The following is a 24,308-nucleotide window of genomic DNA, read 5'->3' as shown; positions in this document are numbered from 1 at the left end:
AGGCACGTACCCGGAGACGCCCGCCCGCTCCGTTTCGCAAGGGAGCAGGCGGGCGTCGCCCATGTCGAATTCGGAGATTTCCCGTAGTGGGAGATCTCCCGTAGTCACGGAGGAGCCCGCATGTCCTTGCTGCCGAGATCGAGAAGAACGGAAAGGCCGGGTGCGGTGTTACGCCGGGCCGTCGCCCTCACCGCCGGAGCCGTGCTCGTCTGGACCGGCACAACCGTCGTACTCGCCCCCGCCGCCCATGCCGGCACCGTCACCCCGACCGTCCACTGCACCCTGCCGGCCGGTCAGGGCGAGGCCACCGGTCCGCAGCAGATGAGCGTCGACCTCTCGCCGGCCGTCGTCGACCCGGGCGGCAAGGTCCATGCCAAGGTCACCCTCGGCCCGTCGCCCGCCACCAGCGGACTCAGCCTGAGCGATGTGCCCACCACCCCCAGCATCGACTTCGCCATGTCGGGCGGCGCGACCGGCACGGTCACGGTCACCGGACCCCAGATCAACCTCGACATCCCGTCCGGGAAGCCCATCGAAATCCCGCCGTACGAAGGGGACTTCATCATCCCCGCCAGTGCGAAGGGGCCGATCTCCTTCACCCCGGTGCGCAATCTGACGCGTACGAAGGTGCTCGGCTCCACCTACGAGACCCCGTGCGACGTGGTCAGCGGCGGCGGCTCCATCGGCACCGTGGACGCCGAGGGCACCGCGGGCCTGCCCGCCACCCTGACCGCGCCCACCACCGCCGTCCGGCCGTCCACCGCGGTCGCGCTGTCCGGCAGCCTGTGGACCGTCGGCGCCACCCCCGTACCGTCCCTGTGCGCGGCGGACGGCGGGGGCTGCGACACCGGCAAGTTCGTCTCCGGCACCCTCACGATCAGCGGCTCGGGCGAACTGACCGGAAGCGCGGTGCTCGCCGCCGCGGGCACGGTGCCCGACGGCTCGTACCTGGTGAAGGTCGGCGACGGTACGAAGGAGGCGACCGCACCCCTGACCGTCAAGGCGTACGTCCCCGGCGGCCCGCGGACCATCGCGCTCTCCCGCTCCGGCGCCCCGCTGGGCAGCGTCATCAAGGTCACCGGCAGCAACTACTTCCAGGACCGGTGGATCAACACCGTCGGCCTGGACGCGAGCGGGGCGACGCTCGACGACACCGCCGTCTACGTGAAGAGCACCCCCGACGGCACGTTCAGCGTCGACTTCACCGTCTCCGACCCGGCCATCACCTCGGTCCAGGTCGACGAGGGCAACGACCCGGCCACCGTACTGACCACGCCGTTCACCGTGACCGATGCCTCCGCGACGCTCTCCGCGGGGGCCGCGAAGGTCAAACCCGGCGCAACGATCAACGTCTCCGGCGGCGACTGGCCGACCGGCGCCACGCCCACCGCCGCGCTCTGCGCCGCCGACGGCAGCGCCTGCGACAGTGCCCGGATCAGCGGCTCCACGCTCCGGATCAACGCCGACGGAACACTCGCCGGTACGGTCACCGTGGCCGGATCCACCCCGCGCGCCGTGTACGCGCTCCAGGTCACCGCCGGGGGAGCGCAGGCCCTCACCCCGCTGACCGTCGCCCCGACCTTCGTCGTCCTCACCCCGGCGGCAGGACCGAAGGGCACCGCTGTCACCGTCCTCGGCCAGGGCTTCGCGAAGGTGGCCACCGTGTCCATCGTCGGGCTGCGGGCCGACGGATCGCAGACGTCCGACCCGGTGAGGACCAAGGTGGTCGGGCTGGACGGGGCGTTCTCGCAGACCTTCACCGTCAACGCCGCCGACACCGTCGCGATCCGGGTCCGGGAGGTCCTCGTCAACCCGCGCACCGAGACGGCGGCGTTCACCGTCCAGGACGGGACCGCCCCCGCCGGGCCGGCCTTCGCGCTGTCGCCGCCCGAGGGCCCCGTCGGCACGGTGGTCCAGGTGACCGGCCGGGGCTTCGCCCCCGTCGCCACGGTGTCGGTGACCGGCCGCACCGCCGACGGGAAGCAGACCTCGGACTCGTACGTCACCCGGGTCATCGGACTCGACGGCACTTTCGCCCTGAACTTCACCGTCCGCGACCCCGCGACGAGGGCGATCAGAGCCTGCGAGGTGCTCGTGAACGGAAAAATTGTGCAGCAGTCGTTCACGGTGAGCTAACAGCCGTTCACGTCTGGTGTACGGAGTGCCGCCGAGCCGTCGGCCGACCTGGACGCGCGTAGACGTTCAGGTTTCGGCCGGCGCCCCACTGACCGGCGCTTATGCTTCTTCACCCCAACTCCACTTCCGCGACCGCAATTCCACTTCCGCGCACGCCCGGATTCTGGACGAGGTCTTCCGCTGAGCGGACTGGCTCGCTACTGTCCCAAAAAATGAACGCCCCGTGGCAATGCCGCCGCGGAGCGCAGCCGGTGCCTTGGCCAGGCCGGCGGCCTCTCCGTGCGTCGCCGCTGGGACCGGCGGCGCACATTCCACGGGAACCAGCCGCCGCCGCTCACCACAGAGGAGAGGGCGTCGTGACCGCGGAGACCTCCCAGACGCTCGACCGGGGACTACGGGTCCTCAAACTGCTCGCCGACACCGATCACGGTCTGACCGTCACCGAGTTGTCCAACAAACTCGGCGTCAACCGAACAGTGGTCTACCGTCTGCTTGCCACGCTGGAACAACACGCCCTGGTACGCCGCGATCTGGGCGGCCGGGCCAGGGTGGGCCTGGGCGTGCTGCGCCTGGGCCGCCAGGTCCATCCGCTCGTACGGGAAGCCGCGCTGCCCGCGCTGCGGTCCCTCGCGGAGGACATCGGGGCCACCGCCCACCTCACGCTGGTCGACGGCAGCGACGCGCTGGCCGTCGCGGTCGTCGAGCCGACCTGGACCGACTACCACGTGGCCTACCGGGCCGGCTTCCGCCACCCGCTGGACCGGGGTGCCGCGGGCCGGGCGATCCTCGCCGCCCGCCAGAAGCCGGTGGGCGAGACCGCCTTCACCCTCACCCATGGCGAACTGGAAGCCGGGGCGAGCGGGGCGGCGGCCGCGCTGGTCGGGGTGACGGGGGTCGAGGGCAGCGTCGGCGTGGTGATGCTCGCCGACTCCGTACCCGAACGCGTCGGCCCCCGCGTCGTGGACGCGGCCCGCGAGGTGGCGGACGCGCTGAGGTAGGACCACCCGAGGTGGCCGGGCGGGCAAGATCAAGCCCGTCCGGTGTACCCGGCCTGTCGCGTGTGGTGGCCGGGCGGGCGATTCAAGCCCGTCCGGCGATTGAGGACGAAACGGCCGGCCCGGTGTACCCGGCCTGTCGCGTGTGGTGGCCGGGCGGGCGATTCAAGCCCGTCCGGCGATTGAGGACGAAACGGCCGGCCCGGCGTACCCGGCCTGTCGCGTGTGGTGGCCGGGCGGGCAATTCAAGCCCGTCCGGCGATTGAGGACGAAGCGGCCGGCCGGACGACCCCGGCCCTCGCGGAGCGCGGGCAGCCCCGGCAGGACCCGGGCGCCCCACCACCCGGCCCGCGCATCCCGCCCCGGCGGCTAGATTGGGCGGGTGCTCACTCGTCACTCGCGCCCCCGCACCCTCGCCCTGTGCGCCCTGCCCGTCCTCGCCCTGTTCGGCGTGGCCGCCTTCGCGCCGCTGCCGTTCACGCTGGCGCAGCCCGGCACGACCGCGAACGTGCTCGGGAAGGACCACGGCACCCCCGTGATCAGCATCAAGGGCGCGCCCACCCGCCCCACCAAGGGCGAGCTGCGGATGACGACGATCGTCGCGACCGGGCCGACCGCCGATGTCGGTGTCGGCGATGTGATCGACAGCTGGTTCCGTACGGACCGGGCGGTCCTGCCCCGCGAATCCGTCTACCCGACCGGCGGCTCCGAGAAGGAGATCGAGAAGCACAACCTCGAAGACATGCGGAAGTCGCAGAACTCCGCCGTCGACGCGGCCCTCAACTACCTCGGCAAGCCCAAGGGCTCGGTCGGCATCACCCTGCACCTCGCCGACGTGGGCGGCCCCAGCGCGGGCCTGTTCTTCGCGCTCGGCATCGTCGACAAGCTCGACGGCGACGGCTCCGGCGGCGATCTCACCGGTGGCCGCACCGTCGCGGGAACCGGCACGATCCAGGCGAACGGCGAGGTCGGGGCGGTCGGCGGGGTGTCGCTGAAGACGCAGGCCGCGCGCCGTGACGGTGCGACCGTCTTCCTCGTCCCGAAGGCCGAGTGCAGGGAGGCGGGCGCGGAGCTGCCCAAGGGGCTCCGGCTGATCCCGGTCACGACCCTGAAGAGCGCGGTGTCCTCGCTCCAGGCGCTGGAGCACGGACGCAAGGTCCCGAGCTGCTGACCTAGGCAGCCGGGGACGGTACGGCAGCCTCCGCCGCCGTGCCCCCCGTCCCGGCCTCGGTCCCCACCCCGTCCATCGTGCGCCACGCCGGGAACACCAGCGGGCTCAGCGTCGCCAGCAGGTACACCCCGCCCATCGCCAGCAGCGCACCCCGCGCGCCCGCGCTCTCCACCAGCAGGCCCGCCGCGAGACCGCCCACCGGCATGGCCAGTTCGCCGCCCGCCGTGAGGACCCCGGAGACCCGGCTGCGCAGTTCATCGGGCACGCTTCCGTAGATCACCGTCGTCAGGACCGGGTTCAGCACCCCGCCCGCGAGCCCGCTCAACGCCATGGTCACGGCGAGCGGCAGCGTCGTCCCGGTCAGCGCCGCGACCACGTACCGGGGCGCGCCGCACAGGACCACGCACACCGTGAACACGGCCCGCCGAGAGTAGCGGTGCCCGAATGCCCCGTACAGCAGCGCCCCGGTCAGCCCGCCCGCGCCGAACAGCGCGGTGAGCAGCCCGATGTCCCTGGCCCCGCCCAGCTCGGTGGAGGCGTGCACCGGCAGCAGGACGGCGTTCCAGCCCTGATCGGTGCCGTTCATGAAGAGGACCATCACCACGATTGCGAGCAGCAGCCGGTTGCTCAGCAAGTAGGCGTATCCCTCGCGCAGTTCGGCGCGGTACGCCCGCAGCGAGACCGGCTTCGCGGCCTTGCGGGGCTCCGCCGCGCGCAGCCCCCGTATACCGAAGGCGATCAGCAGCGCGGACGTCAGGAACGTCGCAGCATCCAGGAGCAGGACGGTCTCCGCGCCGACCAGTGCGATGAGTACGCCGGCCAGCGCCGCCCCGGCCATCCGGGCGCCGCGCGAGACGGCGTCGAAGAGGCTGGCGGCACGGGCGAGGGTGGTGCCGGCGTACTTGGCGAGATCCGGTACGAGGACGTAGCGGGCCGTGTTGCCGGGCGTGTGCAGGAGCCCGCTGACCGCCATCAGCGCGCACAGCATCCAGAAGGCGAGTGCGTCCGCGTAGTGCAGCAGCGGGATGGCGGCGACCGCGACGCCGCACACCAGGTCGGAGGCGACGGAGACCCGGCGCCGTCCGATCCGGTCGATGACGGGTCCGCCGATCAGTGCGGAGACGACGATCGGCAGCGTCGCGCAGAAGGCGACGACACCGGCCCGACCCGCGCTGCCCGTGGTCTCCAGGACGAACCACGGGACACCGATGAGCGTGAGTGAACTCCCCATGGTGGAGATCGAGTTGGCCGCCAGAACGAAAGCGAGCGGCCTGCGGTCGCGGCTCTCGGCGTGCGCGCCGGCGTGTGTGTTGTCGTGCGCGTCGTCGTGTGTGCTGTCGTGTGTGTTCTTCCCCCCGTCCATGGCGCTAGGCCGTACGAGGAGAGTGAGCCGACAGTGTGGGCCGGTTCGGTATCAGGCGCAGGCCCAACTCAACCATGGTCCAGCCCAATTGGGTCCGCAGGTCCTTGCGCGGGGAGCGCGGCGTCAGGCGGAACTCGTCGGCCTGGTGGTGCAGTTCGGTGGAGCGGGCGGCGTGCAGCTGCAGGTGCGTCTCGGCGTTCATGGCGAGGGGTCCCTTCGGTCGGTTCAGGCGTTGGGGCGGGGGAAGAGGTGTGTGTGCGTACGGACCATGGCCGAGCCCTCGGTGCCCTCGGGGACGCGTCCGCGATAGCTGTTGACCAGGTCGTGGATCTTGTAGGCCAGTTCGCTGGTGAGCTCGGGGGTGAGCCGGATCTTGAAGTCGCTGAGGTCCCAGTTCTGGGTCCACTCCTCGGGCCACTCGTGCATCGTGCCGAGCCAGGTGCTGAGCTCCTGGGCATGGGTCGTGGCGATCTCGTGGAGTACGACGTTCATCGCGCCGCGGACCTCGGGGTCGGCGTCCCGCATGAAATTGGTGTCGATGGAGCTGTCGGAGTGTGCCGCCCGCCACCACCGCTCGCGTCCCTTGCCGAGCGTCGGGTCGTCTTCCACGAAGCCGTACGTGGCCAGTTGGCGCAGGTGATAGCTCGTGGCGCCGCTGGACTCGCCCAGCCGGTTGCCGAGTCCGGAGGCGGTGGCGGGGCCGAACTCCCGGAGTGCGTTGAGCAGTCGGATGCGCAGGGGGTGGGCGAGCCCGCGCAGAGTGCGGGCATCGACGCTGAGGGTCTTCGGATCGTCGGCGGCGTTGTCGCTGCCGGCGGCTTCTGTCGCTGCCATGCCTCAACGGTAGACTTGCAAAGACAGCTTTGCAACCACTTCTTTGCATCGACTTCTTTGTATCTTGGGGGCCCGCGCCGACGGGCCTCACCCCCCTCACCCCTCACCCCTTCTTGTTCTCGATGAACCCCTCCCGGATCAGCCAGTCCTTCGCCACCTCGTGCGGGTCCTGCCCTTCGACGTCCACCTTCGCGTTGAGTTCCTGCGCGACCTCCGTCGTCAGCTTCTTGCTCACCGGGTCGAGCAGCCCCGCGATCTGCGGGTACTTCTCGAAGGTCTTGGTGTGGATGACGGGCGCCGCGTTGTAGTTGGGGAAGAAGTGCTTGTCGTCCACGAGTACTTCGAGGTTCATCGCCTTGATCCGGCCGTCCGTGGTGAACACCTCGCCCAGCAGGCAGGAGTTGGACTTCGAGACCTGGGTGTAGATGATCCCGGCGTCCATCTTCTTGATGTTGCCGGCCGGGACCGACATCCCGTACGCCTTCTCCATGCCCGGCAGCCCGTCGTCGCGCGAGGCGAACTCGTTCTCCACGCAGATCGTCACCGCCGACGGGTTCTTCTTCGACAGCGCGGCGACGTCGGAGAGCGTCTTCAGGTGGTACTTCGCGTTGTTCTTCCGGCTGATGGCGAGCGCGTAGGTGTTGTTGAGGGTGGACGGCGGCAGCCACGTCACGCCGTTCTTCCGGTCCTCGTCCCGGACCGCCTGCCACTGCTTCAACGGGTCGGCGATCGGTTTCGCGTGCCCCAGGTAGGTGATCCAGCCGGTGCCCGTGTACTCGTACATCGCGTCCGCGCCGCCCTTGATGATCGCCTCGCGCGCACTGATCGAACCGGGCAGGTTCGTCCGGTCCAGGACCTCCGCCCCGGCCGCCTTGAAGACCAGGCCGATCATCTGGCCCAGGACGATGTTCTCGCTGAAGTTCTTCGAGGTGACGGTCAGCGAGGCACCGTCCAGCGGCTTCCCCCGGCCGACGGAGCCCGGCACCACGTCGTCCACCATCGGCGAGCCGCTCTTCAGCCCGCACCCGGCGAGCGCCGGCGCCAGCGCCACCACCCCCACGAGCCCGGCACGCACTCTCCACCGGACCGTCGCACCCCGCCTCGTCCCCGCGCCCATCTCACCCCACCTCCAGTCCGCGCGGTGTCAGCGCCACCTCGACCAGCGACGCCAGCCAGTCCACCAGCAGCGCCAGCACCACCGTCAGTACGGAACCGAGCACCAGCACCGGCATCCGCTGGGTCTGGATGCCCGAGGTGATCAGGTCCCCGAGTCCGCCGCCGCCGACGAAGGTGGCCAGGGTCGCGGTGCCGACATTGAGCACCAGCGCCGTCCGTACACCGGCCAGGATCAGCGGGACGGCGAGCGGCAGTTCGACCTTCGCGAGCGTCCCCATCGCCGACATCCCGATGCCGCGCGAGGCCTCGACCAGGTCCGGCGCGATCGCCTTCAGACCGGCCACCGTGTTGGAGAACACCGGCAGCACCGCGTAGATCACCATGCCGATGACCGCCGTCGACGGGCCGATGCCCAGCCAGATCACCAGCAGCGCCAGCAGACCGATCGCCGGGGTCGCCTGCCCGATGTTGGCGAGCGCGGTGACCAGGGGGGCGCCCCTGCGCAGCCGGCGCCGGGTCAGTGCGATCCCCAGCGGGATGGCGATGATCAGCACCCAGAACGTCGAGATCGCGGTCAGCTTCACATGCTGCCACCAGCGCAACTGCACATTGCCGCCGGTGAGCGAATTCCTCGCGATCGAGTCGAGGGGGATGCTGGTGATCCACAGATAGGTGATGACCAGGACGATCACGAGCGCGGCCGGCAACAGCACCAGATTTTGCCAGGTGATACGGCGCCGCGGCCGCGCCGGTGACGGCGGGGGCTCCTCCTCCTCGTCGCGGAAGGCATGGCCCTTGACGTCGTGCTCGCCGGGCGGACGGTCCTTGTCGGACGCGGGCGCCCGGCGGCGGGAGCGCGCCGTACGCGCCGAACCGGAATCGAGCGGGGAGTCGGGATTCATGGGTTCGCACCGCCCTCCAGCTCCTGTTCGGTCTGGTGGGAGCGGAGCTCCTCCAGATCGTGCTGGTGCTCGATGGCGGCGAGCCGGTCGGCCTCCAGCAGCTCCTGGACGGAGTTCATCAGGGTGTGCATGTCGACGACCCCGATGAACTCGCCGCGCCGCCCGGTCACCGCGACCCGCCCGCCGCTGTCGATCAGCACCGCCTCCAGCGCGTCGTGCAGCGTCGCGTCCCGCGTCACCGTGTCGTGGACCAACTGCCCGGCCCGCGCCAGCGAACCCCGGGCCCGCATCAGGTCGCCGCGCCGCAGCCACTTGTACGGGCGGTTCCTGCGGTCCAGCATCAGGAGTTCGTTGTGCAGGCTGCTGCGCAGCGTGTTGAAGATCGACTGGAGCGGGTCGTCGACCGTCACCGTCGGGAACTGGGCGATCTCCACATCCCGTACGCGGGTGAGGTTGAGCCGTTTCAGCGCCGCCCCGGCACCGACGAATCCCGAGACGAAGTCGTCCGTCGGGTTGGTGAGGATCGCCTCCGGGGTGTCGAACTGCGCGATGTGCGAACGCTCCCGCAGTACGGCGATCCGGTCGCCCAGCTTGATCGCCTCGTCGAAGTCGTGGGTGACGAAGACGATGGTCTTGTGCAGCTCGTGCTGGAGCCGGATCAGCTCGTCCTGGAGGTGGTCGCGGGTGATCGGGTCGACCGCGCCGAACGGTTCGTCCATCAGCAGCACCGGCGGGTCGGCCGCCAGGGCCCGTGCCACGCCCACCCGCTGCTGCTGTCCGCCGGAGAGCGCGCGCGGGTAGCGCCCGTGGAACTCCCGGGGATCGAGGCCGACGAGATCGAGCATCTCCTCGACCCGGTCCTTCACCTTCGACTTCGACCAGCCGACCATCTTCGGCACGAGGGCGATGTTCTCCGCGACCGTCATGTGGGGGAAGAGCCCGGACGACTGGATCGCGTAACCGATCTTGCGGCGCAGCCTCACCGGGTCGATGTCGGTGACGTCCTCGTCGTTGATCCTGATCCGCCCGGACGTCGGCTCGATCAGCCGGTTGATCATCTTCAGGGTGGTGGACTTCCCGCACCCGGACGGGCCGACGAAGATCACGGTCTCGCCCGCCTTGATGTCCAGCGTGACGTTGTCCACCGCCGGGTTCGGATTGCCCGGGTAGCGCTTGGTCAGATTGTCCAGATGGATGGTGGCGCCGGAGGTGGTGCGCGTGGTCCCGGCACCGCGGGCGGTACGGGTGTCGGCGCCCCTGGCGGGCCCGGAGCCGGTCGTCCCGGACCCGGTCGTCCCGGAGTCGGCGGTCTCAGGCACGAATCCCCCTGGGAATGGTGAGCCGTCCGAGCAGGACGTACGCGGCGTCGAACAGCAGGGCGAGGATGACGATGCCGAGCGTGCCCGCGAGCACCTGATTGATCGCGTTGGCGCTGCCCAGCGAGGCGATGCCGCGGAAGATCTCGTTGCCCAGGCCCGGGCCCGACGCGTACGCGGCGATGGCGGCGATGCCCATCAGCATCTGTGTGGAGACCCGGATGCCGGTGAGGATCGGCGGCCAGGCGATCGGCAGCTCGACCCGGAACAGCCGGGCGGGCCGCGACATCCCGATGCCCGTCGCCGCGTCGACGAGCGCCGGATCGACCCCGCGCAGCCCCACGATGGAGTTGCGGACGATGGGCAGCAGCCCGTACAGCGTCAGAGTGATCACCGTCGGCGGGACCCCCAGCCCGACCAGCGGGATGAGCAGACCGATCGCGGCGAGGGACGGAATGGTCAGGATCGTCGCCGTCGACGTGATCGCCAGCGAACCCGCCCATCCGCTGCGATAGGTGACGACCCCGATCAGGATGCCCAGCACGGTGGCGATGACCATGCACTGGAATACCGCGCTGATGTGCTGGAACGCGTCGGTGAGCAGCTGTTGGTGCCGGTCGCCCAGATACTCCCAGAAGCTCACACGCCACTCCTCGGCTCAGTCGTCGTCCTCCGCGGCCTGCTCGACGAGCGGGATGACGCGCAGCGGAACCGGGTTCTCCATGACGATGGCCGTGGAGGCCCGGACGATGCCATCAAAACCGACAACCCGGTCGATCACCCGCTGGAGATCGGCGTTGGAACGCGCGACGAGACGGCAGAGCATGTCGCCGTGCCCGGTGGTGGTGTGCAGCTCCAGCACCTCCGGAACACCGGCCAAGTGCGCCCGTACATCGGCCCCTTGGCCCTGCTTGATCTCCAGTGTGGCGAACGCCGTGACGGGGTAGCCGAGCGCCGCCGGATCGACGGTCGGGCCGAATCCGCGGATGACTCCATTCGACTGAAGGCGGTCCAGGCGCGCCTGTACCGTTCCGCGCGCCACGCCGAGCCGGCGCGAGGCCTCCAGGACGCCGATGCGGGGTTCGCGCGCCAGCAGTACGATGAGCCGGCCGTCCAGATGATCGATCGCCATGGTGCGCCTCCGGGGGTCACTGTGGTGGTCATCATGTACAGATAGCCCGGCCATCATCCTCATCCGCTGTGCAGATTGCCCAGCGGATTCGCGAACTGTTGCGCACCTTGCGAAGCGGCGAGAGCCTTCGGACATGACTGAGACTCTGCACACCACCCCCGACACTGCCCGGCAGGCCGACCCCTTCCCGGTGAAGGGAATGGACGCGGTCGTCTTCGCCGTCGGCAACGCCAAGCAGGCCGCGCACTACTACTCGACGGCCTTCGGCATGAAGCTGGTCGCCTACTCCGGACCGGAGAACGGCAGCCGTGAGACGGCGAGTTATGTCCTGACCAATGGCTCCGCCCGCTTCGTCCTCACCTCCGTCGTCAAGGCGTCCACCGACCACGGCCGCTTCCTCGCCGACCATGTGGCCGAGCACGGCGACGGCGTCGTCGACCTGGCCATCGAGGTCCCGGACGCCCGCGCGGCCTATGCGTACGCGGTCGAGCACGGCGCCCTCGGCCTCGCCGAGCCGCACGAGGTCAAGGACGAGCACGGCACGGTCGTCCTCGCCGCCATCGCCACGTACGGCAAGACCCGCCACACCCTCGTCGAGCGCACCGGCTACGACGGCCCGTACCTCCCCGGTTTCGTCGCCGTGGCCCCGATCGTCGAGCCGCCGGCCAAGCGCACCTTCCAGGCCATCGACCACTGCGTCGGCAACGTGGAACTCGGCCGGATGAACGAGTGGGTCGGCTTCTACAACTCCGTCATGGGCTTCACCAACATGAAGGAGTTCGTGGGCGACGACATCGCCACCGAGTACTCCGCCCTGATGTCCAAGGTCGTTGCCGACGGCACGCTCAAGGTCAAGTTCCCGATCAACGAACCGGCCATCGCCAAGAAGAAGTCCCAGATCGACGAGTACCTGGAGTTCTACGGCGGCGCGGGCGTCCAGCACATCGCCCTCGCCACGAACGACATCGTCGCCTCGGTACGCACGATGCGGGCGGCCGGCGTCCAGTTCCTGGACACCCCCGACTCGTACTACGACACCCTCGGCGAGTGGGCGGGCGAGACCCGGGTCCCCGTGGAGACCCTGCGCGAGCTGAAGATCCTCGTCGACCGCGACGAGGACGGCTACCTGCTCCAGATCTTCACCAAGCCGGTCCAGGACCGCCCGACCGTCTTCTTCGAGATGATCGAACGCCACGGCTCGATGGGCTTCGGCAAGGGCAACTTCAAGGCCCTGTTCGAGGCGATCGAGCGCGAGCAGGAGAAGCGCGGCAACCTCTGAGCTTGGCGTTTATGGTGCCTGCCTGTTCGCGCCGACCTTTATCGTGTCGGTTTTGCTGTGTTCTCCGACGGGGTGTTCGCGGGCCGGGCGCCTGTTCTTCGAGCCGACCGGCCGACCAGGGCCCGCGGTGCCGGATTTCGGTGCGCTGGTCAGCTGAGGGGTCTTCCTGTGGAGGCAGCGAAACCCTCGGCGGACACGCGCGGGCGTGAGGCGTCCATGCCGTGCCGGCCGTTCCCGTGGCCGACGGAGGTCTTCGGCCAGGGGCCGGGCGAGGCGGAGTTGGGTACAGGCGGCGATGACCAGCCAGGTCCAGCGGTCCGCCGCGGCCGGGTCGCGGAGTTTCGGAGCGGTCCAGCCAAGGGTCTGCTTGATCATTCTGAAGGTATGTTCAAGATCGAATCGCCGCAGAAACGATTGCCAGAGCCGGTCCACATCGGCAGCGGTGGCATCGCAACGTGACCACCACAGCCACAGCGGCTTGGGATCCCGGTCCCCGGGCAGGTGGTCGACCTGGAGGTGGACCACTGTGCCTGCGATGACCGGTAGTTCACCTTCGGAGTAGTCGGCCCACGCCGAGCGGCGGACCAGCAGCGGGTGCAGCTGACCCCAGGCGCTGGCGAGGGCCAGCCCGTAGCGGGTGGTTTCGGTGACCTTCGAAGCTCGACACTCCGAAGAATCACGGGCGGCCGTGCCCGTTGTCAGGCGAACGGCGAACCCCGACAAGCAATGATCTCGTCGCGGTTATACGCCAAGCTAAGACGGCCAACTCCGATGCGGGAGAGCCGAATCGGCTGCGGCGGCTCAGGACTTTCACCGGGGCGCCGGAGAAGTCCGACAGCCTCAGCAGGACGTGCTCCCGTGGCAGGCCGTGGCGGCGTACCAGCGGAGTGCACCGCCCGCCGCGTCCCAGGACAGGAGGGTGTCGGGACGGTCGGCGAGCCAGAACCGGCCTCGGCTGCGGGCCGCCGCGCAGCTATCTGGTCGTCAAGCGCGGCCGGCGCCGGGTGGTTCGCATGGTCTACGAGGTCGCCGCCCGTCGCCGAGCTCCCCGGCCGACCGCATTCACGGAGATGAGCACTTCACCCCGACCGGCTCCGCGCGGACCAACCAGGTCGAGCGGTGGTTCGGCTTCCTGGCCGACCAGATGATCCGCCGCGGCGCACACAAGAACGTCCAGGCCCTCGAAGCCGACATCCGCACGTGGGTCAAGAACTGGAACGAGGACCCCAAACCGTTCATCTGGACCAAGACGGCCGAGGAGATCCTCGACTTCCTCGCCCGTTTCTGCCGACGGATCTCCGGCGCAGGACGCTAGGGGTTCCCGAGTTGTTCCGCCGCACGCAGCGCCAGCGAGGCCGCGAGCGTCACCCCGGGGTGCGCAGCCAGTGCGACGATCCCCGGAGCACTCGCCAGCGGTGCGCAGAGCACGCCGTCGCCTGCCGGGATCGGGCGGACGCCTATTGTCACGTCCCCCAGCACCGGTTCCTGCGGCAATCCGAACGCCTCCCTCACGGCACTCAGGGACGCACGCACCCGCGCCCGCGTCGCCGTATCCGTCTCGCCCGGGACCACGTCCTCGGCGCCGACGAAGCCGTGCCGGGCGGACGGCCGGATCTCGAACGCCGGCGTGGACACCACCCGGTCCAGGCGTAATTCCGGCGCGGTGAAGGTGAAGCGCGCGGCCGGGACACCGGGCACTTCGATGTGCTCGCCGAGCTGCTCCGCGAGGGCGGGCAGGCCCGTCCCGCAGGCGAGTACGATCCGATCGACGACGAGTGCCGCTCCGGTGCCCTGCAGCTCGTAGCCGCCCGCCCGCCGCGCCCGGATGCGATCCACCCGAATGGCGACGACGGTGGCGCCGCCGGCCCGCGCGCGGGCGAGGAACGCGCGGCGCAGGTCGTCCGGCTCGACCATGCCCTCGTCGCTCGCGTGCGCGACGACCGGCGGCGGCACCCGCAGGCCGGGAAGGATCTGCCGCAGAGCCTCCGCCTCGACGGTCGCGACGCCGGGACCCGATTGCTCGGCGAATCGAGCCGTCGCGGCTGCGGTCGACGCCCAGCTCACGGCGCCGTTCCAGGTGATGACGCCGCGCAACGGCGGCGTCGCCGTGACGTTGCGCAGCACGCCGAGCGACCGGGCGAGCTCGTCCCGATCGCGCGCGCCCGACGGCGGCTCCGCCGCCGACCCGTGCGAGTTGAGCCAGCCGAACGCCACATCCGTCACCGGCGGCCGCGACTCCTCCGCCGTGCAGACCACGACGGACAGGCCGCGGCGCACAAGCTCGTCCGCCACCGCGGCTCCCAGCGCGCCCGAGCCCACCACGGCGACGCGCATCATGTTCTGCCGAACCATGTGCCCAACTCTGTTTCCTCGGCGACCATGCGCACCGCACGGCGACGGAGCTCAAGCGGGTACCGGGAAGGTCGTGCCATGACTCGATCCTTTCATGAAATCGAGTCTCCATTCGAGCCGGGGCGGTTCAGCCTTGCACGCTTCACTGCCGGCACCTTCTTGTGCTGTGCCTGCGATCTGAAGGTGCAGGGCGAGGAACTTCAGGAACTGGGAGACCTCGGCCAGGAAACGATGCTGGAGAAGAACCTCCGCAACTTCCTTGGTTCCGAGCCGCTGAGGCGACGCCCCTCGCGCTCGGGCCTGTGGGGGGTGTTACGGGAAGCCGTGGTGGTTCCGGTGGCTCGTGGTCGTGTGCCCTTTTATCAGGGGGTGCTGCCGCGTCGGGCGTAGGCGCGGGCGGCGCGGGCGCGGTCGCCGCAGCGGGTGGAGCACCAGTGGCGGCGGCCGTGCCGGAGCAGGTAGCGGTTGCAGGGCGGGGAGCCGCAGGCGGTGAGGCGTTCGGCGTCGGGGGAGGTGAGCAGGTCGGCGGCGTCGGCCGCGAGGGTCGCGAGCGCGTGGTCGACGATCTGCGTGGTGGGGTGCGGAGCGGCGCGGTAGGGACCGGTCTTGTCATCCCACTGCAGCAGCGGGGCGGTGGGAACTCTGATCAGCGCGTCATTGACGGCGCTCAGGGCGGCGGGGAGGGCGGGCAGCCCGTCGACGCGGGAGGCGAACAGCGCCCTGATCTGCTCGCGCAGGGAGCGCAGCTGCGTCGCGCACATCTCCCGCATCCCGATCTCGACCGGGGCGAGACCGCGTTCGGTCAGCCACTCGTTCGCCCCCACGGGGGTACCGAGCTGGTCGATGTAGTGCCCGCCGGGCAGTGCGATGGCGCTGTTGGCGAGGGCGAGAGCGGGGTACTGCTCCGCGCCCGGTGCGGGCGGCAGGCCGGATTCGGGGGGCACGATCTCTTCCATGACCCTCATGGTACAAGCTCCATCCATCCATGACTCTCACGGTTTGATTTGAACCTATCCGTGAGGTCTGGTTATGGTGACCTCACGGTTCAATCGCAACTATCCGTGAGGTGTGTTCTCATGTCTTCCCCTACCGCAGCGACCGAGCAGTTCCCCGTCCGCGTCTTCGGCGGCCCGACCGCCCTCTTCGAGTACGGCGGCCTGCGCTTCCTGACCGACCCGACCTTCGACGGCCCCGGCGACTACCCCTCGGCCGGCCCGACCCTGACCAAGACCAAGCCCTCCACCGCCGGCCCGGCCGACCTCGGCCCCATCGACGTCGTCCTGCTCTCGCACGACGAGCACGCCGACAATCTCGACGACTCCGGCCGTGCCCTGCTCGCCGACGTCCCGCTCACCCTCACCACACCCAGCGGCGGTCAGCGCCTCGGGGGCAAGGCCCGGGGGCTGGCCGACTGGGAGTTCGTCGAACTGGACCTCCCCGGCGGCGGCACGATCACTGTGACCGGCGTGCCGGCCGTTCACGGACCCGGGGCACGCGAGGAGGTCGAACCGTTCGCCGGCGAGGTTGTCGGCTTCGTCCTGACCGGCGCCGGCCTGCCCACCGTCTACGTCAGTGGCGACAACGCCTCGCTCGACCTGGTCAAGCAGATCGCCGAACGGTTCGGCCCCGTGGACACTGCCGTCCTCTTCGCGGGCGCACCCCGCTTCCCCGTCCTCTTCGACGGCCAGTGCATCGTCCTCGACAGCGCCCAGGCCGCCGAGGCCGCCCAGCTTCTCGGCGCCCGCCGCGTGGTGCCCGTCCACTACGACAGCTGGGCCCACTTCACCGAGGGCCGCGACGATCTGGCGGCCGCCTTCACCGCCGCGGGGTTGGCCGACCGCCTGGACTGGGGCCACCGGGACTGACCCGGCCGACGCGACCGTCCAGCACGGACACCAGCGGTTGAAACCTTCCGCACCACTCGTATCCGTGGCGGCCCGGCGGGCCCGCCGGGCCGCCACGGAACGCCGAACCACAGCCGGCCCGCCGGCCCAACACCCCTGAGGGGCAAGCATGTCCACAGAGACTCACACGAACCTGGTACGTCACTTCTACGAAGCCCTCGCAGGTGAGGACTACGCGGCGGTGACCGGCATGTTCCATGAGGACTTCATCTTCTACAACCAGCTCGACACGCCCCGCCCGGGTGCCGACGGGTTCATCGCCGCGGAAAGGGAGCACATCGACGCCTTCAAGGGGAGCCGCCTGACGGTCGAGTGCACCGTGGCCGAAGGCGACCGGGTCGGCGCCTTCGTCGTGGTCGAGGGAGACCAGAACGGCGAGTTCTGGGGAGTACCTCCGGCAGGTGCACACGTGCGCTTCTCGATGTTCAACCTCTTCACCTTCAAGGACGGGAAGATCATCGAGAAGCGCGCCCACTACAACCTCCTCGACACCATCGAGCAGCTCAAGGCCGGATCCAGCGCGTAACAGTCGTCGCACGACCCGTGGCTGCGCCGTCGCGGCTTTGCCGACTGCCTCCGGATCGACCGGCGCCACCGGTGCGTTCTACCTCCACGACGACGACCAGGCCGTGGTGGAGACCCTGACGACCGAGACCAACGTCCGCCACCCCCGCGAACTCGCCGACTACGCGAAGGCGTTCGAGGGGCCGGCACGGATGGCCGTGTGTGGCGATGCCGCTCGCGACCTCATCCACGCCGCGCCCTGCGCGGGGATAGGTGTGATGTCTCATGTCAATCCCCTCGAACTGTGGAGATCTCCTAAGCTTGACTCTGTCGGGGATCTTGGAGTTTCGCTGTGCGGCGGCTTGGTCAACAAGCATGCTCGTGTCGTTCCGATGACCGATGCAGCTGCCGAGGTACCCGTTGTCCCTTCGCCCCGTTCCGGTGAGCAAGTCCCGCCTTTGACCGCGCGGGTCGCGCGGGCGAGCAACCCGAAGGGCACGACAGCGATGTGGGTGAGAGACCGGCTGGATGGGCTGTGGTGCGACGAGGACTTCGCCGACTGGTACCCGCGCGACGGGCGTCCGGGCCTCTCGCCCGCTCAACTGGCCACCGTCTGTGTGCTGCAGTTCCTGCTCGGTCTGTCGGACCGGCAGGCCGCCGAGGCGGTGCGCTGCCGCATCGACTTCAAGTACGCCATGGCCATGGAGCTGGACGACCCCGGCTTCCACCACAGCGTGCTGGCCATAACAGTGGTGGTTGCGCCGAGGTCATGGAAGCCGCCGGGGGCCCGCGCATCGCGGGCCCCCGGCGACCGAACCGATCGCTCGCCGTCAGCGACGACCCGGCGCTGGTGCGGCGGGCTGCGGCTTCGCCGGCGCCATGTCCTGCGGGCCGCCCGCCGGGGGGCTGCCCAGTGAGTCCAGGGCCTCCTTGGCCGCCGGGCCCTCCAGCGGTGAGAAGTGCGGGTTGATGCGCAGGGCCTCCGCCAGATTGCGGCGCGCCGGACCGTAGTCCTTCAACGCCTGCTGGATCGCGCCCAGGTGGGCCGCGTACGAGGCGATCTGTCCCTCCGCGGCGACCGCACGCGTCGCGTACGGCAGGGCACCGGACGAGTCGCCGGACAGGTGCAGCGCCCAGCCCAGCGCGTCCGCCACCGCCGCGCTGCGGTGCTGCCGGGCCCACTCCGCGTTCAGCACGTTCACCGCCACCGCCGGGTCCCCGTGAGCGGCCTCGAAACGGCCGCGCAGGAGCGCGTTGTCCACGCCTTGGTTGCCGCCACGCGCGAGCGCCTCGCGGAGCTGCGCGTACTGGCTCCGGGCATCCTCGTCCCGGCCCAGCGAGTCGTACAACTCGCCCAGTTCCAGCAGGTACTCGGGCCGGGGCAGACCGGCCAGCGCCGCCTTGTAGTCGCGTTCCGCCTCGTCCGTACGGCCGAGCGCGACCAGCGCCGCGGCCCGGCCCGCGAGCGACGCATAGTGGTCGCGGTCGGTCCGCAGCGCCGCGCTGTACTGCGCCACCGCCTCCTCGGGCTCGCCCTGCTCCCAGGCCAGTTCGCCCAGCAGATGCAGGCACTCCGCCTTCTGCGTCGGCGTGGTGGCCCGGTCCGCCGCTTCCTGCACGCTCGCCAGCGCGTTCTCGTGCCAGCCGCGGTCCCGGTACATCCGCGCCGTCCGCAGGATCGCCGCGGCGCCGGGGCGGAGTGCCGCGAACCGCTCCACCGCCGTGCGCGAGGCCGTGTAGTCGCCGAGGCCGTTGTACGCGTCGATCAGCGCCGGGTACACCGTCCACTGCTTCGGCTGCCGCACCCGTACCGTCTCGCCCCACTTCTTCGCCAGGGCGAAGTCGCGCCGGGCATTGGCGAGCGTCGCGAGTCCCACCCAGGCCGCCGTGTTCCCGTTCTCACCCGGCACGACGTTCAGCGAGCGCTTCAGCGCCTCCTCGGCCCGGCCGAAGTACGCCTCGTCCGCGGACCGCTGCCCCCACTCCACAAAGGCCGTGCCGAGCCGCGCCCACGACTTCGCGTCGGCAGGATGCGTACCCACCCACTGCTGCCGGTCCCCGATCAGCGCCGTCAGATCGGAGAGCGAGGCCGGATAGCCCATGTCCGACGCCGTCAGGGCACGCGAAACCGGACCCGGCGCGGGCGGCGGCGCGGACTTCTTCTCGTCCTCCGGCACGGCCACCACCGCACCCGTCACCAGGACCGCACCCGCCACCACACCCATGGCCGCTCTGCGCAGCGTCGTACGCAGCGAGAGGGGCGGCAGCTCGGCCGGCGACGCCGGGTCCAGGGGAGCCGGGTCGATGAGCGCCGGGTCCAGGGGCGCCGGGTCCATGGGTACGGGGTCGGTTCCTGCGGGCTCAGGGAGAGAGTCAAGGGGAGAGTCAGGGGGAGGCTTCGTCGAATCGACGGGCTCCGGGGGCTGCTGCGGCATGACATCCATGCCGATCACTCTGCGTCAGTACGAAGAGCACACCGCGTCTTGCGAAGGCTGCCGCAGACGGGTTCACACCAATGGGCCCGGGTGCCACGCTGGGATCATGAATGGACTTCTCGAGCAACTGCGTGCGGGGCTGCCTGCCGAGGCTCTGATCACCGATCCGGATGTCACCGCCTCGTACGCCCACGACATGGCGAGCTTCTGCGAGGCGGGCACGCCCGCCGTCGTCGTGCTCCCGCGCACGGTCGAGCAGGTCCAGCACATCATGCGCACGGCAACGGCCCTGCGCGTCCCGGTCGTCCCGCAGGGCGCCCGTACCGGTCTGTCGGGCGCGGCCAACGCCTCCGACGGCTGCATCGTGCTGTCCCTCGTGAAGATGGACCGGATCCTGGAGATCAACCCGGTCGACCGGATCGCGGTCGTCGAGCCCGGTGTCGTCAACGCGGTGCTTTCGCGGGCGGTCGACGAGCACGGTCTGTACTACCCGCCGGACCCCTCCAGCTGGGAGACGTGCACCATCGGCGGCAACATCGGCACCGCGTCCGGCGGGCTGTGCTGCGTGAAGTACGGGGTCACCGCCGAGTACGTACTCGGCCTGGAGGTCGTCCTCGCCGACGGGCGCCTGCTCACCACCGGCCGCCGTACCGCGAAGGGCGTCGCGGGATACGACCTCACCCGGCTCTTCGTCGGCTCGGAGGGCAGCCTCGGCATCGTCGTCGAGGCCGTGCTCGCGCTGAAGCCCCGGCCGCCGCAGCAGCTGGTGCTGGCCGCCGAGTTCCCGAGCGCGGCGACCGCGTGCGACGCGATCTGCCGGATCATGGAGCGCGGTCACACTCCGTCACTCCTCGAACTGATGGACCGTACGACGATCCGCGCCGTCAACAAGATGGCCAACATGGGCCTGCCCGACACCACCGAGGCGCTCCTGCTCGCCGCCTTCGACACTCCGGACCCGTCGGCCGACCTGGCCGCCGTCGGCGAGCTGTGCACCGCGGCGGGCGCCACCGAGGTGGTCCCGGCCCAGGACGCCGCCGAGTCCGAGATGCTGCTCCAGGCCCGGCGGATGTCGCTCACCGCGCTGGAGACCGTCAAGCCGGCCACGATGATCGACGACGTCTGCGTACCGCGCTCGAAGCTCGGCGCGATGCTCGAAGGCACCGCCGCCGTTGCCGAGAAGTACGGCCTCACCATCGGCGTCTGCGCGCACGCGGGCGACGGCAACACCCACCCCGTGGTCTGCTTCGACCACACCGACGCCGACGAGTCCCGGCGGGCCCGTGAATCCTTCGACGAGATCATGGGGCTCGGCCTGGAACTCGGCGGCACGATCACCGGTGAACACGGCGTCGGCGTACTGAAGAAGGAGTGGCTCGCGCGCGAGCTCGGCGAGGTGGGCGTCGAACTGCACCGGGGCATCAAGCAGGCCTTCGACCCGCTGGGGCTGCTCAACCCGGGCAAGGTGTTCTGACGGCCGACGGGGGCCGTGTCCACGCCTGCGTCCATTCTCGCGTCCGCGCCCCTGCCCCTGCCCCTGCGCACGTCCGCGTCCCTGCCCCTGCCCCTGCGCACGTCCGCGTCCCTGCCCCTGCCCCTGCGCACGTCCGCATCCGCGCCCGTGTCCCTGGCCGCGCCTGCTCATGCGTCGCCGTCCAGCGACTCGTCCGGCCCCCACGGGTCGCTGAGCCACAGATCGTCGGCCGGCAGCGGCGCGAGCAGCTCGGCGAGACCTTCGTCGATACCGAGCCGATCGGTCTCCGTACCCGGCGGAACCAGCCGCAGGGTCCGCTCCACCCAGGTCGCCACGGCGGCGGACGGCACCTCCAGCAGGGCGTCGCCGTCGGGCGAAGTCAAGCCCACGAAGATGACGTTGCGCCGGTCGACCTTGGTCGGCCAGATCCGCACGTCCCCGTGACCGCACGGCCGGAACACGCCCTCGACGAGCAGATCGCGGGCGAACGTCCAGTGGACGGGGAAGTCGGAGCTGATGTGAAAGGCGATGTGCACGGCGTACGGATCCTCCGTGCGATACGTCAGCCGGGCAGGGACGGGGATGCTGTGCTCGGGCGACAGAACCAGCTTGAGCTCCAGCTCGCGCTCCACGACGGTGTGCATGAGTGCGTCCTTTCGGTGCCTGTGGGCCGGTCCCGCGACCGGTCCGCACAGGGGGAGAGCGCCCTCCACGCCAACTATGACGCGACTTCCGGAAATATTTTCCGGGTGACCGGAAAGTGGCCCAAACCCCCGGACCGGCCCAGGGGCGGGCGGACGTCTGATAGATGTGGACCCGTTGTATTGAGGCCTCGAAGAGATACGGGACCACGGTGATGAGCGCCCCAACCCCGGCACCCGGTGACGAAAGCCCCCATGAGGGGTATTACCCCGACCCGTCCATTCCCGGATATGTCCGGTACTGGAACGGCGCTTCGTGGGTTCCCGGCACGAGTCGGCCTGCCCCGCGGCAGGGCGAGTCGATGCCCGGTTCGCCCGCTGGAGCGGCGGCCGAGCCGCAGCCGCAGTCGCAGTCGCAGCCGCAGCCGTCGGTCGCGGCGCCCGCGCCGGTGGACGAGACCGGTCCGGTCTACCTCGACGAGGAGCCGCACCCGGACAACCACCCGGAACCAGCCACCGCCTGGCAGGCCGACGCCTCCCGGCAGACCGGCTTCGGCGGGGAACGCGACCGACGGGTCTCCTGGGGCGGCACCGGGCAGCCCGGCGCACAGAGCGAGCCGGGTCGGCAGGGCGATCGGGGCGGGCCGTCGGCGCCGGAGTCCGGCTCGGCGGCGGAGCCCGGACGGGATCCGCGTACGCCTGCGGACCGCACCCCGGCCGACCGTGTCCCCGCGGTCCGTGCCCCGGCTGACCGTGTCCCCGCGGTCCGTGCCCCGGCCGACCGTGCCCCCGCCGACCGTGCCCCCGCGGTCCGGACACCCGCCGACCGCGCGTCCGTGGACCCGCGTCGGCCGGCTTCCCCGGACCCGACGGGCGGTGCGCTGCCCGCCATGCGCGACGGCGGCGGCCGGACCCCCGGGAACACCGTCGCGATCCGGGTCGACCGCCCGGGCCGCGCATCCGCTTCCCGGTCGACGGAACAGGCGCCCGCGGACGGGACGATGGCGATCCGCGGGATCGGCCCCGGGACCCCCGCGCAGACACCACCGCAGACAGCGGCCCAACCCCCCGCGCGAACCACCGCCCCCGCCCCGGCTCCGAACCCCACTCCCGGCCCCGGCGGTGCCACCCCCTGGGCGCAGCAGGTCCACCAGCCCGACCGGACGGCCCGCCCCCAGCCCCAGTCCCAGACTCACCAACCCCAGCAACCACACCAACCCCACCTCCCGCCCCAGTCCCAGCAGCCCCACCCCCAGTTCGGTGCGCAGGGTGGGCAGCCGGATCAGCCCGTCGTGCCCTGGAAGCCGCCGGTCGACGACCCCTTCCAGCGGCTCGTACAGGCCCAGGCGTCGGCCAGGCCCGCCGGGCTCGGCAAGCGGTTCGCCGCGCGGCTCGTCGACACTCTCGTGCTGGGCGCACTCGTCGGCGCGATCGGCTTCCCGTTCCTCTCGCGGGCGATGGACCACATCGACGAGAAGATCAACGCGGCGAAGCTGTCCGGTGAGACGGTCACTGTCTGGCTGGTGGACTCCACCACGGCCGGTCTGTTCGGTGCGGTGCTCGGCGTGTTCCTCGTGCTCGGTGTGCTGCTGGAGGCGCTGCCGACCGCGAAGTGGGGCCGTACGCTCGGCAAGAAGCTCTGCGGACTCGACGTGCGGGACATCGAGTCCCACGAGGCCCCGTCCTTCGCCGCCGCGCTGCGCCGCTGGCTGGTCTACGGCCTGCTGGGCGTCCTGGTGATCGGGGTGGTCAACGTGCTGTGGTGCCTGTTCGACCGGCCGTGGCGCCAGTGCTGGCACGACAAGGCGGCGCATACCTTCGTCGCCGGCTGACTCCGCGCCCCGGCCCGCGGAGGCCACTCCTCCGGCTGACGGCCCATCGGGTGAGGCCCTGCGGGGGATGTCCCGTTCCCCCGAACGCACCTGAGCCGTTGCGGGCACCCCCGGGCCGGGGTGCACTGCCCCCATGAGCAACGATCAGCCGACGTCCGGTCAGCCGCCCGAGGACGACCCGTTCCTCAAGAAGCCGCAGGGGTCTCAGGAGCCGCAGGGACCGCAGGAGCCTCAGGGGCCGCAAGAGCCTCAGGGGCCGTCGTCGGGCTCGCCCTCCGGCGGCGCCCCGCCGCCTCCGCCGCCCGGGCCGCCGCCGTACGATGCCGGCCCCTACGGCGGCGGTGGCCCGTACGGGGGCGTGGATCCGCTGGCCGGCATGCCGCCGCTGGGCGAGCCCGGCAAGCGGATTCTGGCCCGGCTGATCGACTTCCTGATCATCTCGATCCCGCTGTATCTGATCTCGCTGCCGTGGGGCGGTGCGGTCGAGATGAACGACAACAGCAGCAACAACGGCGTCAATAACGTCTTCAGCCAGACGTACAGCGGGCACCAACTGCTCTGGTCGCTGATCGGTCTGGTGGTCTACGTCGCGTACGACACGTACTTCACGCACAAGGACGGCCGGACCATCGGCAAGCGGCTGCTGAAGTTGCGGGTCGCGATGCTCAACGACGGCCGGGTGCCGGACACCGGGTCGGCGTTCCTGCGGGCCGTGGTGCTGTGGCTGCCGGCGCTGCTGTGCTGCCCGTGCCTGTGGTGGCTGATCAACATCGTGCTCATGTTCACGGACAAGCCGTACCGGCAGGGCCTGCACGACAAGGCGGCGAAGACGGTGGTCGTCCAGACCGACTGAGTTGCTGCCACGCCCTACTGCCTCGGTCTCCGTACCGGCTCGGTCATCGAGCCCGTACGGAGACCGAGG

24 protein-coding genes and 2 pseudogenes are annotated in these 24,308 nt (G+C 70.5%); 13 read left to right on the top strand and 13 right to left on the bottom strand.

The genetic code is table 11. The annotated features are described in order from the left end of the window. Positions 1-120 precede the first annotated feature (120 nt). From ACFVV1_RS11470 to ACFVV1_RS11460, 3 genes are all read left to right on the top strand, one after another. Complete coding sequence (locus ACFVV1_RS11470; protein ID WP_389988039.1) at positions 121-2,136, top strand: hypothetical protein; 2,016 nt, start codon at positions 121-123, stop codon at positions 2,134-2,136. A gap of 356 nt (positions 2,137-2,492) precedes the next feature. Then, positions 2,493-3,134 carry an IclR family transcriptional regulator gene (locus ACFVV1_RS11465; protein WP_124723277.1) on the top strand — a complete coding sequence of 214 codons (642 nt, stop codon included), beginning with the start codon at positions 2,493-2,495 and terminating at the stop codon, positions 3,132-3,134. A 379-nt stretch (positions 3,135-3,513) separates the two neighbouring features. After that, positions 3,514-4,302, top strand: a complete 789-nt coding sequence (locus ACFVV1_RS11460) for a S16 family serine protease (RefSeq protein ID WP_389988036.1) — start codon at positions 3,514-3,516, stop codon at positions 4,300-4,302. A 1-nt stretch (position 4,303) separates the two neighbouring features. Here ACFVV1_RS11460 and ACFVV1_RS11455 read toward each other — a convergent pair whose 3' ends face one another. From ACFVV1_RS11455 to ACFVV1_RS11420, 8 genes are all read right to left on the bottom strand, one after another. Then, positions 4,304-5,533 carry an MFS transporter gene (locus ACFVV1_RS11455; RefSeq protein ID WP_389988283.1) on the bottom strand — a complete coding sequence of 410 codons (1,230 nt, stop codon included), beginning with the start codon at positions 5,531-5,533 and terminating at the stop codon, positions 4,304-4,306. A gap of 136 nt (positions 5,534-5,669) precedes the next feature. Beyond that, positions 5,670-5,867, bottom strand: a complete 198-nt coding sequence (locus ACFVV1_RS11450; RefSeq protein WP_389988033.1) for a hypothetical protein — start codon at positions 5,865-5,867, stop codon at positions 5,670-5,672. Between the two features lie 23 nt (positions 5,868-5,890). Next, positions 5,891-6,499 (bottom strand): ArsR/SmtB family transcription factor, encoded by a 609-nt coding sequence (locus ACFVV1_RS11445; protein ID WP_389988030.1) that lies wholly within the window; start codon positions 6,497-6,499, stop codon positions 5,891-5,893. A gap of 103 nt (positions 6,500-6,602) precedes the next feature. Continuing rightward, entirely contained in the window at positions 6,603-7,616 is a 1,014-nt protein-coding gene (locus ACFVV1_RS11440) for a glycine betaine ABC transporter substrate-binding protein (RefSeq protein ID WP_389988026.1), read from the bottom strand. A gap of 1 nt (position 7,617) precedes the next feature. Further along, the gene (locus ACFVV1_RS11435; RefSeq protein ID WP_389988023.1) at positions 7,618-8,517 is read right to left on the bottom strand and encodes an ABC transporter permease; all 900 of its coding nucleotides are present in this window, start codon (positions 8,515-8,517) and stop codon (positions 7,618-7,620) included. Continuing rightward, positions 8,514-9,713, bottom strand: a complete 1,200-nt coding sequence (locus ACFVV1_RS11430; protein ID WP_389988280.1) for an ABC transporter ATP-binding protein — start codon at positions 9,711-9,713, stop codon at positions 8,514-8,516. The genes ACFVV1_RS11435 and ACFVV1_RS11430 overlap by 4 nt, the downstream gene beginning before the upstream one ends. Before the next feature lie 115 nt (positions 9,714-9,828). Beyond that, on the bottom strand, positions 9,829-10,476 hold the full coding sequence (locus ACFVV1_RS11425) for an ABC transporter permease (RefSeq protein ID WP_389988020.1): 648 nt from the start codon (positions 10,474-10,476) through the stop codon (positions 9,829-9,831). Positions 10,477-10,491: 15 nt separating this feature from the next. Further along, entirely contained in the window at positions 10,492-10,965 is a 474-nt protein-coding gene (locus ACFVV1_RS11420) for an Lrp/AsnC family transcriptional regulator (RefSeq protein WP_266746451.1), read from the bottom strand. A 133-nt stretch (positions 10,966-11,098) separates the two neighbouring features. On the opposite strand from ACFVV1_RS11420, the gene hppD reads away from it, so the two are divergent. Beyond that, on the top strand, positions 11,099-12,244 hold the full coding sequence (gene hppD, locus ACFVV1_RS11415; protein WP_389988017.1) for a 4-hydroxyphenylpyruvate dioxygenase: 1,146 nt from the start codon (positions 11,099-11,101) through the stop codon (positions 12,242-12,244). A 9-nt stretch (positions 12,245-12,253) separates the two neighbouring features. On the opposite strand, the gene ACFVV1_RS11410 is transcribed toward hppD, so the two are convergent. Beyond that, entirely contained in the window at positions 12,254-12,967 is a 714-nt protein-coding gene (locus ACFVV1_RS11410; protein WP_389988014.1) for a hypothetical protein, read from the bottom strand. 196 nt (positions 12,968-13,163) lie between these two features. Here ACFVV1_RS11410 and ACFVV1_RS11405 point away from each other — a divergent pair, with 196 nt between their 5' ends. Further along, the gene (locus tag ACFVV1_RS11405; RefSeq protein ID WP_389988011.1) at positions 13,164-13,559 is read left to right on the top strand and encodes a hypothetical protein; all 396 of its coding nucleotides are present in this window, start codon (positions 13,164-13,166) and stop codon (positions 13,557-13,559) included. Here ACFVV1_RS11405 and ACFVV1_RS11400 read toward each other — a convergent pair. Then, positions 13,556-14,596: an NAD(P)/FAD-dependent oxidoreductase gene (locus ACFVV1_RS11400; protein WP_389988008.1), complete on the bottom strand. Its 1,041-nt coding sequence runs from the start codon at positions 14,594-14,596 to the stop codon at positions 13,556-13,558. The two genes, ACFVV1_RS11405 and ACFVV1_RS11400, sit on opposite strands and share 4 nt — an antisense overlap. A gap of 78 nt (positions 14,597-14,674) precedes the next feature. Here ACFVV1_RS11400 and ACFVV1_RS11395 point away from each other — a divergent pair, with 78 nt between their 5' ends. Then, complete coding sequence (locus ACFVV1_RS11395) at positions 14,675-14,986, top strand: hypothetical protein (RefSeq protein WP_389988005.1); 312 nt, start codon at positions 14,675-14,677, stop codon at positions 14,984-14,986. Here ACFVV1_RS11395 and ACFVV1_RS11390 read toward each other — a convergent pair. Next, complete coding sequence (locus ACFVV1_RS11390; protein ID WP_389988002.1) at positions 14,959-15,561, bottom strand: CGNR zinc finger domain-containing protein; 603 nt, start codon at positions 15,559-15,561, stop codon at positions 14,959-14,961. The two genes, ACFVV1_RS11395 and ACFVV1_RS11390, sit on opposite strands and share 28 nt — an antisense overlap. Before the next feature lie 111 nt (positions 15,562-15,672). Between ACFVV1_RS11390 and ACFVV1_RS11385 the strand changes: the two genes are divergently transcribed. The 4 genes and pseudogenes from ACFVV1_RS11385 to ACFVV1_RS11370 all read left to right on the top strand — a co-directional run. Next, complete coding sequence (locus ACFVV1_RS11385; protein WP_389987999.1) at positions 15,673-16,461, top strand: MBL fold metallo-hydrolase; 789 nt, start codon at positions 15,673-15,675, stop codon at positions 16,459-16,461. A gap of 148 nt (positions 16,462-16,609) precedes the next feature. Next, positions 16,610-17,026: an ester cyclase gene (locus ACFVV1_RS11380; protein WP_389987996.1), complete on the top strand. Its 417-nt coding sequence runs from the start codon at positions 16,610-16,612 to the stop codon at positions 17,024-17,026. A 70-nt stretch (positions 17,027-17,096) separates the two neighbouring features. Continuing rightward, positions 17,097-17,261 (top strand): annotated as a pseudogene (locus ACFVV1_RS11375) (transcriptional regulator); the annotation flags it as partial. A 135-nt stretch (positions 17,262-17,396) separates the two neighbouring features. Next, positions 17,397-17,747 (top strand): annotated as a pseudogene (locus tag ACFVV1_RS11370) (transposase); the annotation flags it as partial. Positions 17,748-17,834: 87 nt separating this feature from the next. Here the strand turns inward: ACFVV1_RS11370 and ACFVV1_RS11365 are convergent. Then, the gene (locus ACFVV1_RS11365; RefSeq protein WP_389987993.1) at positions 17,835-19,448 is read right to left on the bottom strand and encodes a tetratricopeptide repeat protein; all 1,614 of its coding nucleotides are present in this window, start codon (positions 19,446-19,448) and stop codon (positions 17,835-17,837) included. Positions 19,449-19,545: 97 nt separating this feature from the next. Here ACFVV1_RS11365 and ACFVV1_RS11360 point away from each other — a divergent pair, with 97 nt between their 5' ends. Continuing rightward, positions 19,546-20,913: an FAD-binding oxidoreductase gene (locus tag ACFVV1_RS11360; RefSeq protein ID WP_389987990.1), complete on the top strand. Its 1,368-nt coding sequence runs from the start codon at positions 19,546-19,548 to the stop codon at positions 20,911-20,913. Positions 20,914-21,080: 167 nt separating this feature from the next. Here ACFVV1_RS11360 and ACFVV1_RS11355 read toward each other — a convergent pair whose 3' ends face one another. After that, positions 21,081-21,557 carry an SsgA family sporulation/cell division regulator gene (locus ACFVV1_RS11355; RefSeq protein WP_389987987.1) on the bottom strand — a complete coding sequence of 159 codons (477 nt, stop codon included), beginning with the start codon at positions 21,555-21,557 and terminating at the stop codon, positions 21,081-21,083. Between the two features lie 212 nt (positions 21,558-21,769). On the opposite strand from ACFVV1_RS11355, the gene ACFVV1_RS11350 reads away from it, so the two are divergent. Together ACFVV1_RS11350 and ACFVV1_RS11345 are read left to right on the top strand one after the other, a co-directional pair. Further along, positions 21,770-23,386, top strand: coding sequence for an RDD family protein (locus tag ACFVV1_RS11350; RefSeq protein WP_389987985.1), 1,617 nt, complete (start codon positions 21,770-21,772; stop codon positions 23,384-23,386). A 133-nt stretch (positions 23,387-23,519) separates the two neighbouring features. Then, positions 23,520-24,239 (top strand): RDD family protein, encoded by a 720-nt coding sequence (locus ACFVV1_RS11345; protein WP_389987982.1) that lies wholly within the window; start codon positions 23,520-23,522, stop codon positions 24,237-24,239. Positions 24,240-24,308: the final 69 nt, after the last annotated feature.

The organism is Streptomyces sp. NPDC058092 (assembly GCF_042884935.1).
Classification (GTDB): domain Bacteria; phylum Actinomycetota; class Actinomycetes; order Streptomycetales; family Streptomycetaceae; genus Streptomyces.
The sequence above is the reverse complement of the archived record's forward strand: the minus strand, read 5'-3'. Positions and strand labels throughout refer to the sequence as shown.

Bases quoted from the DNA above. Each gene is read 5' to 3' on its own strand.
- ACFVV1_RS11470 (WP_389988039.1), top strand. From the start codon at position 121: ATGTCCTTGCTGCCGAGATCGAGAAGAACGGAAAGGCCGGGTGCGGTG.
- ACFVV1_RS11455 (WP_389988283.1), bottom strand. From the start codon at position 5,533: ATGGGGAGTTCACTCACGCTCATCGGTGTCCCGTGGTTCGTCCTGGAG.
- ACFVV1_RS11450 (WP_389988033.1), bottom strand. From the start codon at position 5,867: ATGAACGCCGAGACGCACCTGCAGCTGCACGCCGCCCGCTCCACCGAA.
- ACFVV1_RS11445 (WP_389988030.1), bottom strand. From the start codon at position 6,499: ATGGCAGCGACAGAAGCCGCCGGCAGCGACAACGCCGCCGACGATCCG.
- ACFVV1_RS11440 (WP_389988026.1), bottom strand. From the start codon at position 7,616: ATGGGCGCGGGGACGAGGCGGGGTGCGACGGTCCGGTGGAGAGTGCGT.
- ACFVV1_RS11435 (WP_389988023.1), bottom strand. From the start codon at position 8,517: ATGAATCCCGACTCCCCGCTCGATTCCGGTTCGGCGCGTACGGCGCGC.
- ACFVV1_RS11420 (WP_266746451.1), bottom strand. From the start codon at position 10,965: ATGGCGATCGATCATCTGGACGGCCGGCTCATCGTACTGCTGGCGCGC.
- hppD (WP_389988017.1), top strand. From the start codon at position 11,099: ATGACTGAGACTCTGCACACCACCCCCGACACTGCCCGGCAGGCCGAC.
- ACFVV1_RS11400 (WP_389988008.1), bottom strand. From the start codon at position 14,596: ATGGTTCGGCAGAACATGATGCGCGTCGCCGTGGTGGGCTCGGGCGCG.
- ACFVV1_RS11395 (WP_389988005.1), top strand. From the start codon at position 14,675: ATGACTCGATCCTTTCATGAAATCGAGTCTCCATTCGAGCCGGGGCGG.
- ACFVV1_RS11390 (WP_389988002.1), bottom strand. From the start codon at position 15,561: ATGAGGGTCATGGAAGAGATCGTGCCCCCCGAATCCGGCCTGCCGCCC.
- ACFVV1_RS11385 (WP_389987999.1), top strand. From the start codon at position 15,673: ATGTCTTCCCCTACCGCAGCGACCGAGCAGTTCCCCGTCCGCGTCTTC.
- ACFVV1_RS11380 (WP_389987996.1), top strand. From the start codon at position 16,610: ATGTCCACAGAGACTCACACGAACCTGGTACGTCACTTCTACGAAGCC.
- ACFVV1_RS11365 (WP_389987993.1), bottom strand. From the start codon at position 19,448: ATGGATGTCATGCCGCAGCAGCCCCCGGAGCCCGTCGATTCGACGAAG.
- ACFVV1_RS11360 (WP_389987990.1), top strand. From the start codon at position 19,546: ATGAATGGACTTCTCGAGCAACTGCGTGCGGGGCTGCCTGCCGAGGCT.
- ACFVV1_RS11355 (WP_389987987.1), bottom strand. From the start codon at position 21,557: ATGCACACCGTCGTGGAGCGCGAGCTGGAGCTCAAGCTGGTTCTGTCG.
- ACFVV1_RS11350 (WP_389987985.1), top strand. From the start codon at position 21,770: ATGAGCGCCCCAACCCCGGCACCCGGTGACGAAAGCCCCCATGAGGGG.
- ACFVV1_RS11345 (WP_389987982.1), top strand. From the start codon at position 23,520: ATGAGCAACGATCAGCCGACGTCCGGTCAGCCGCCCGAGGACGACCCG.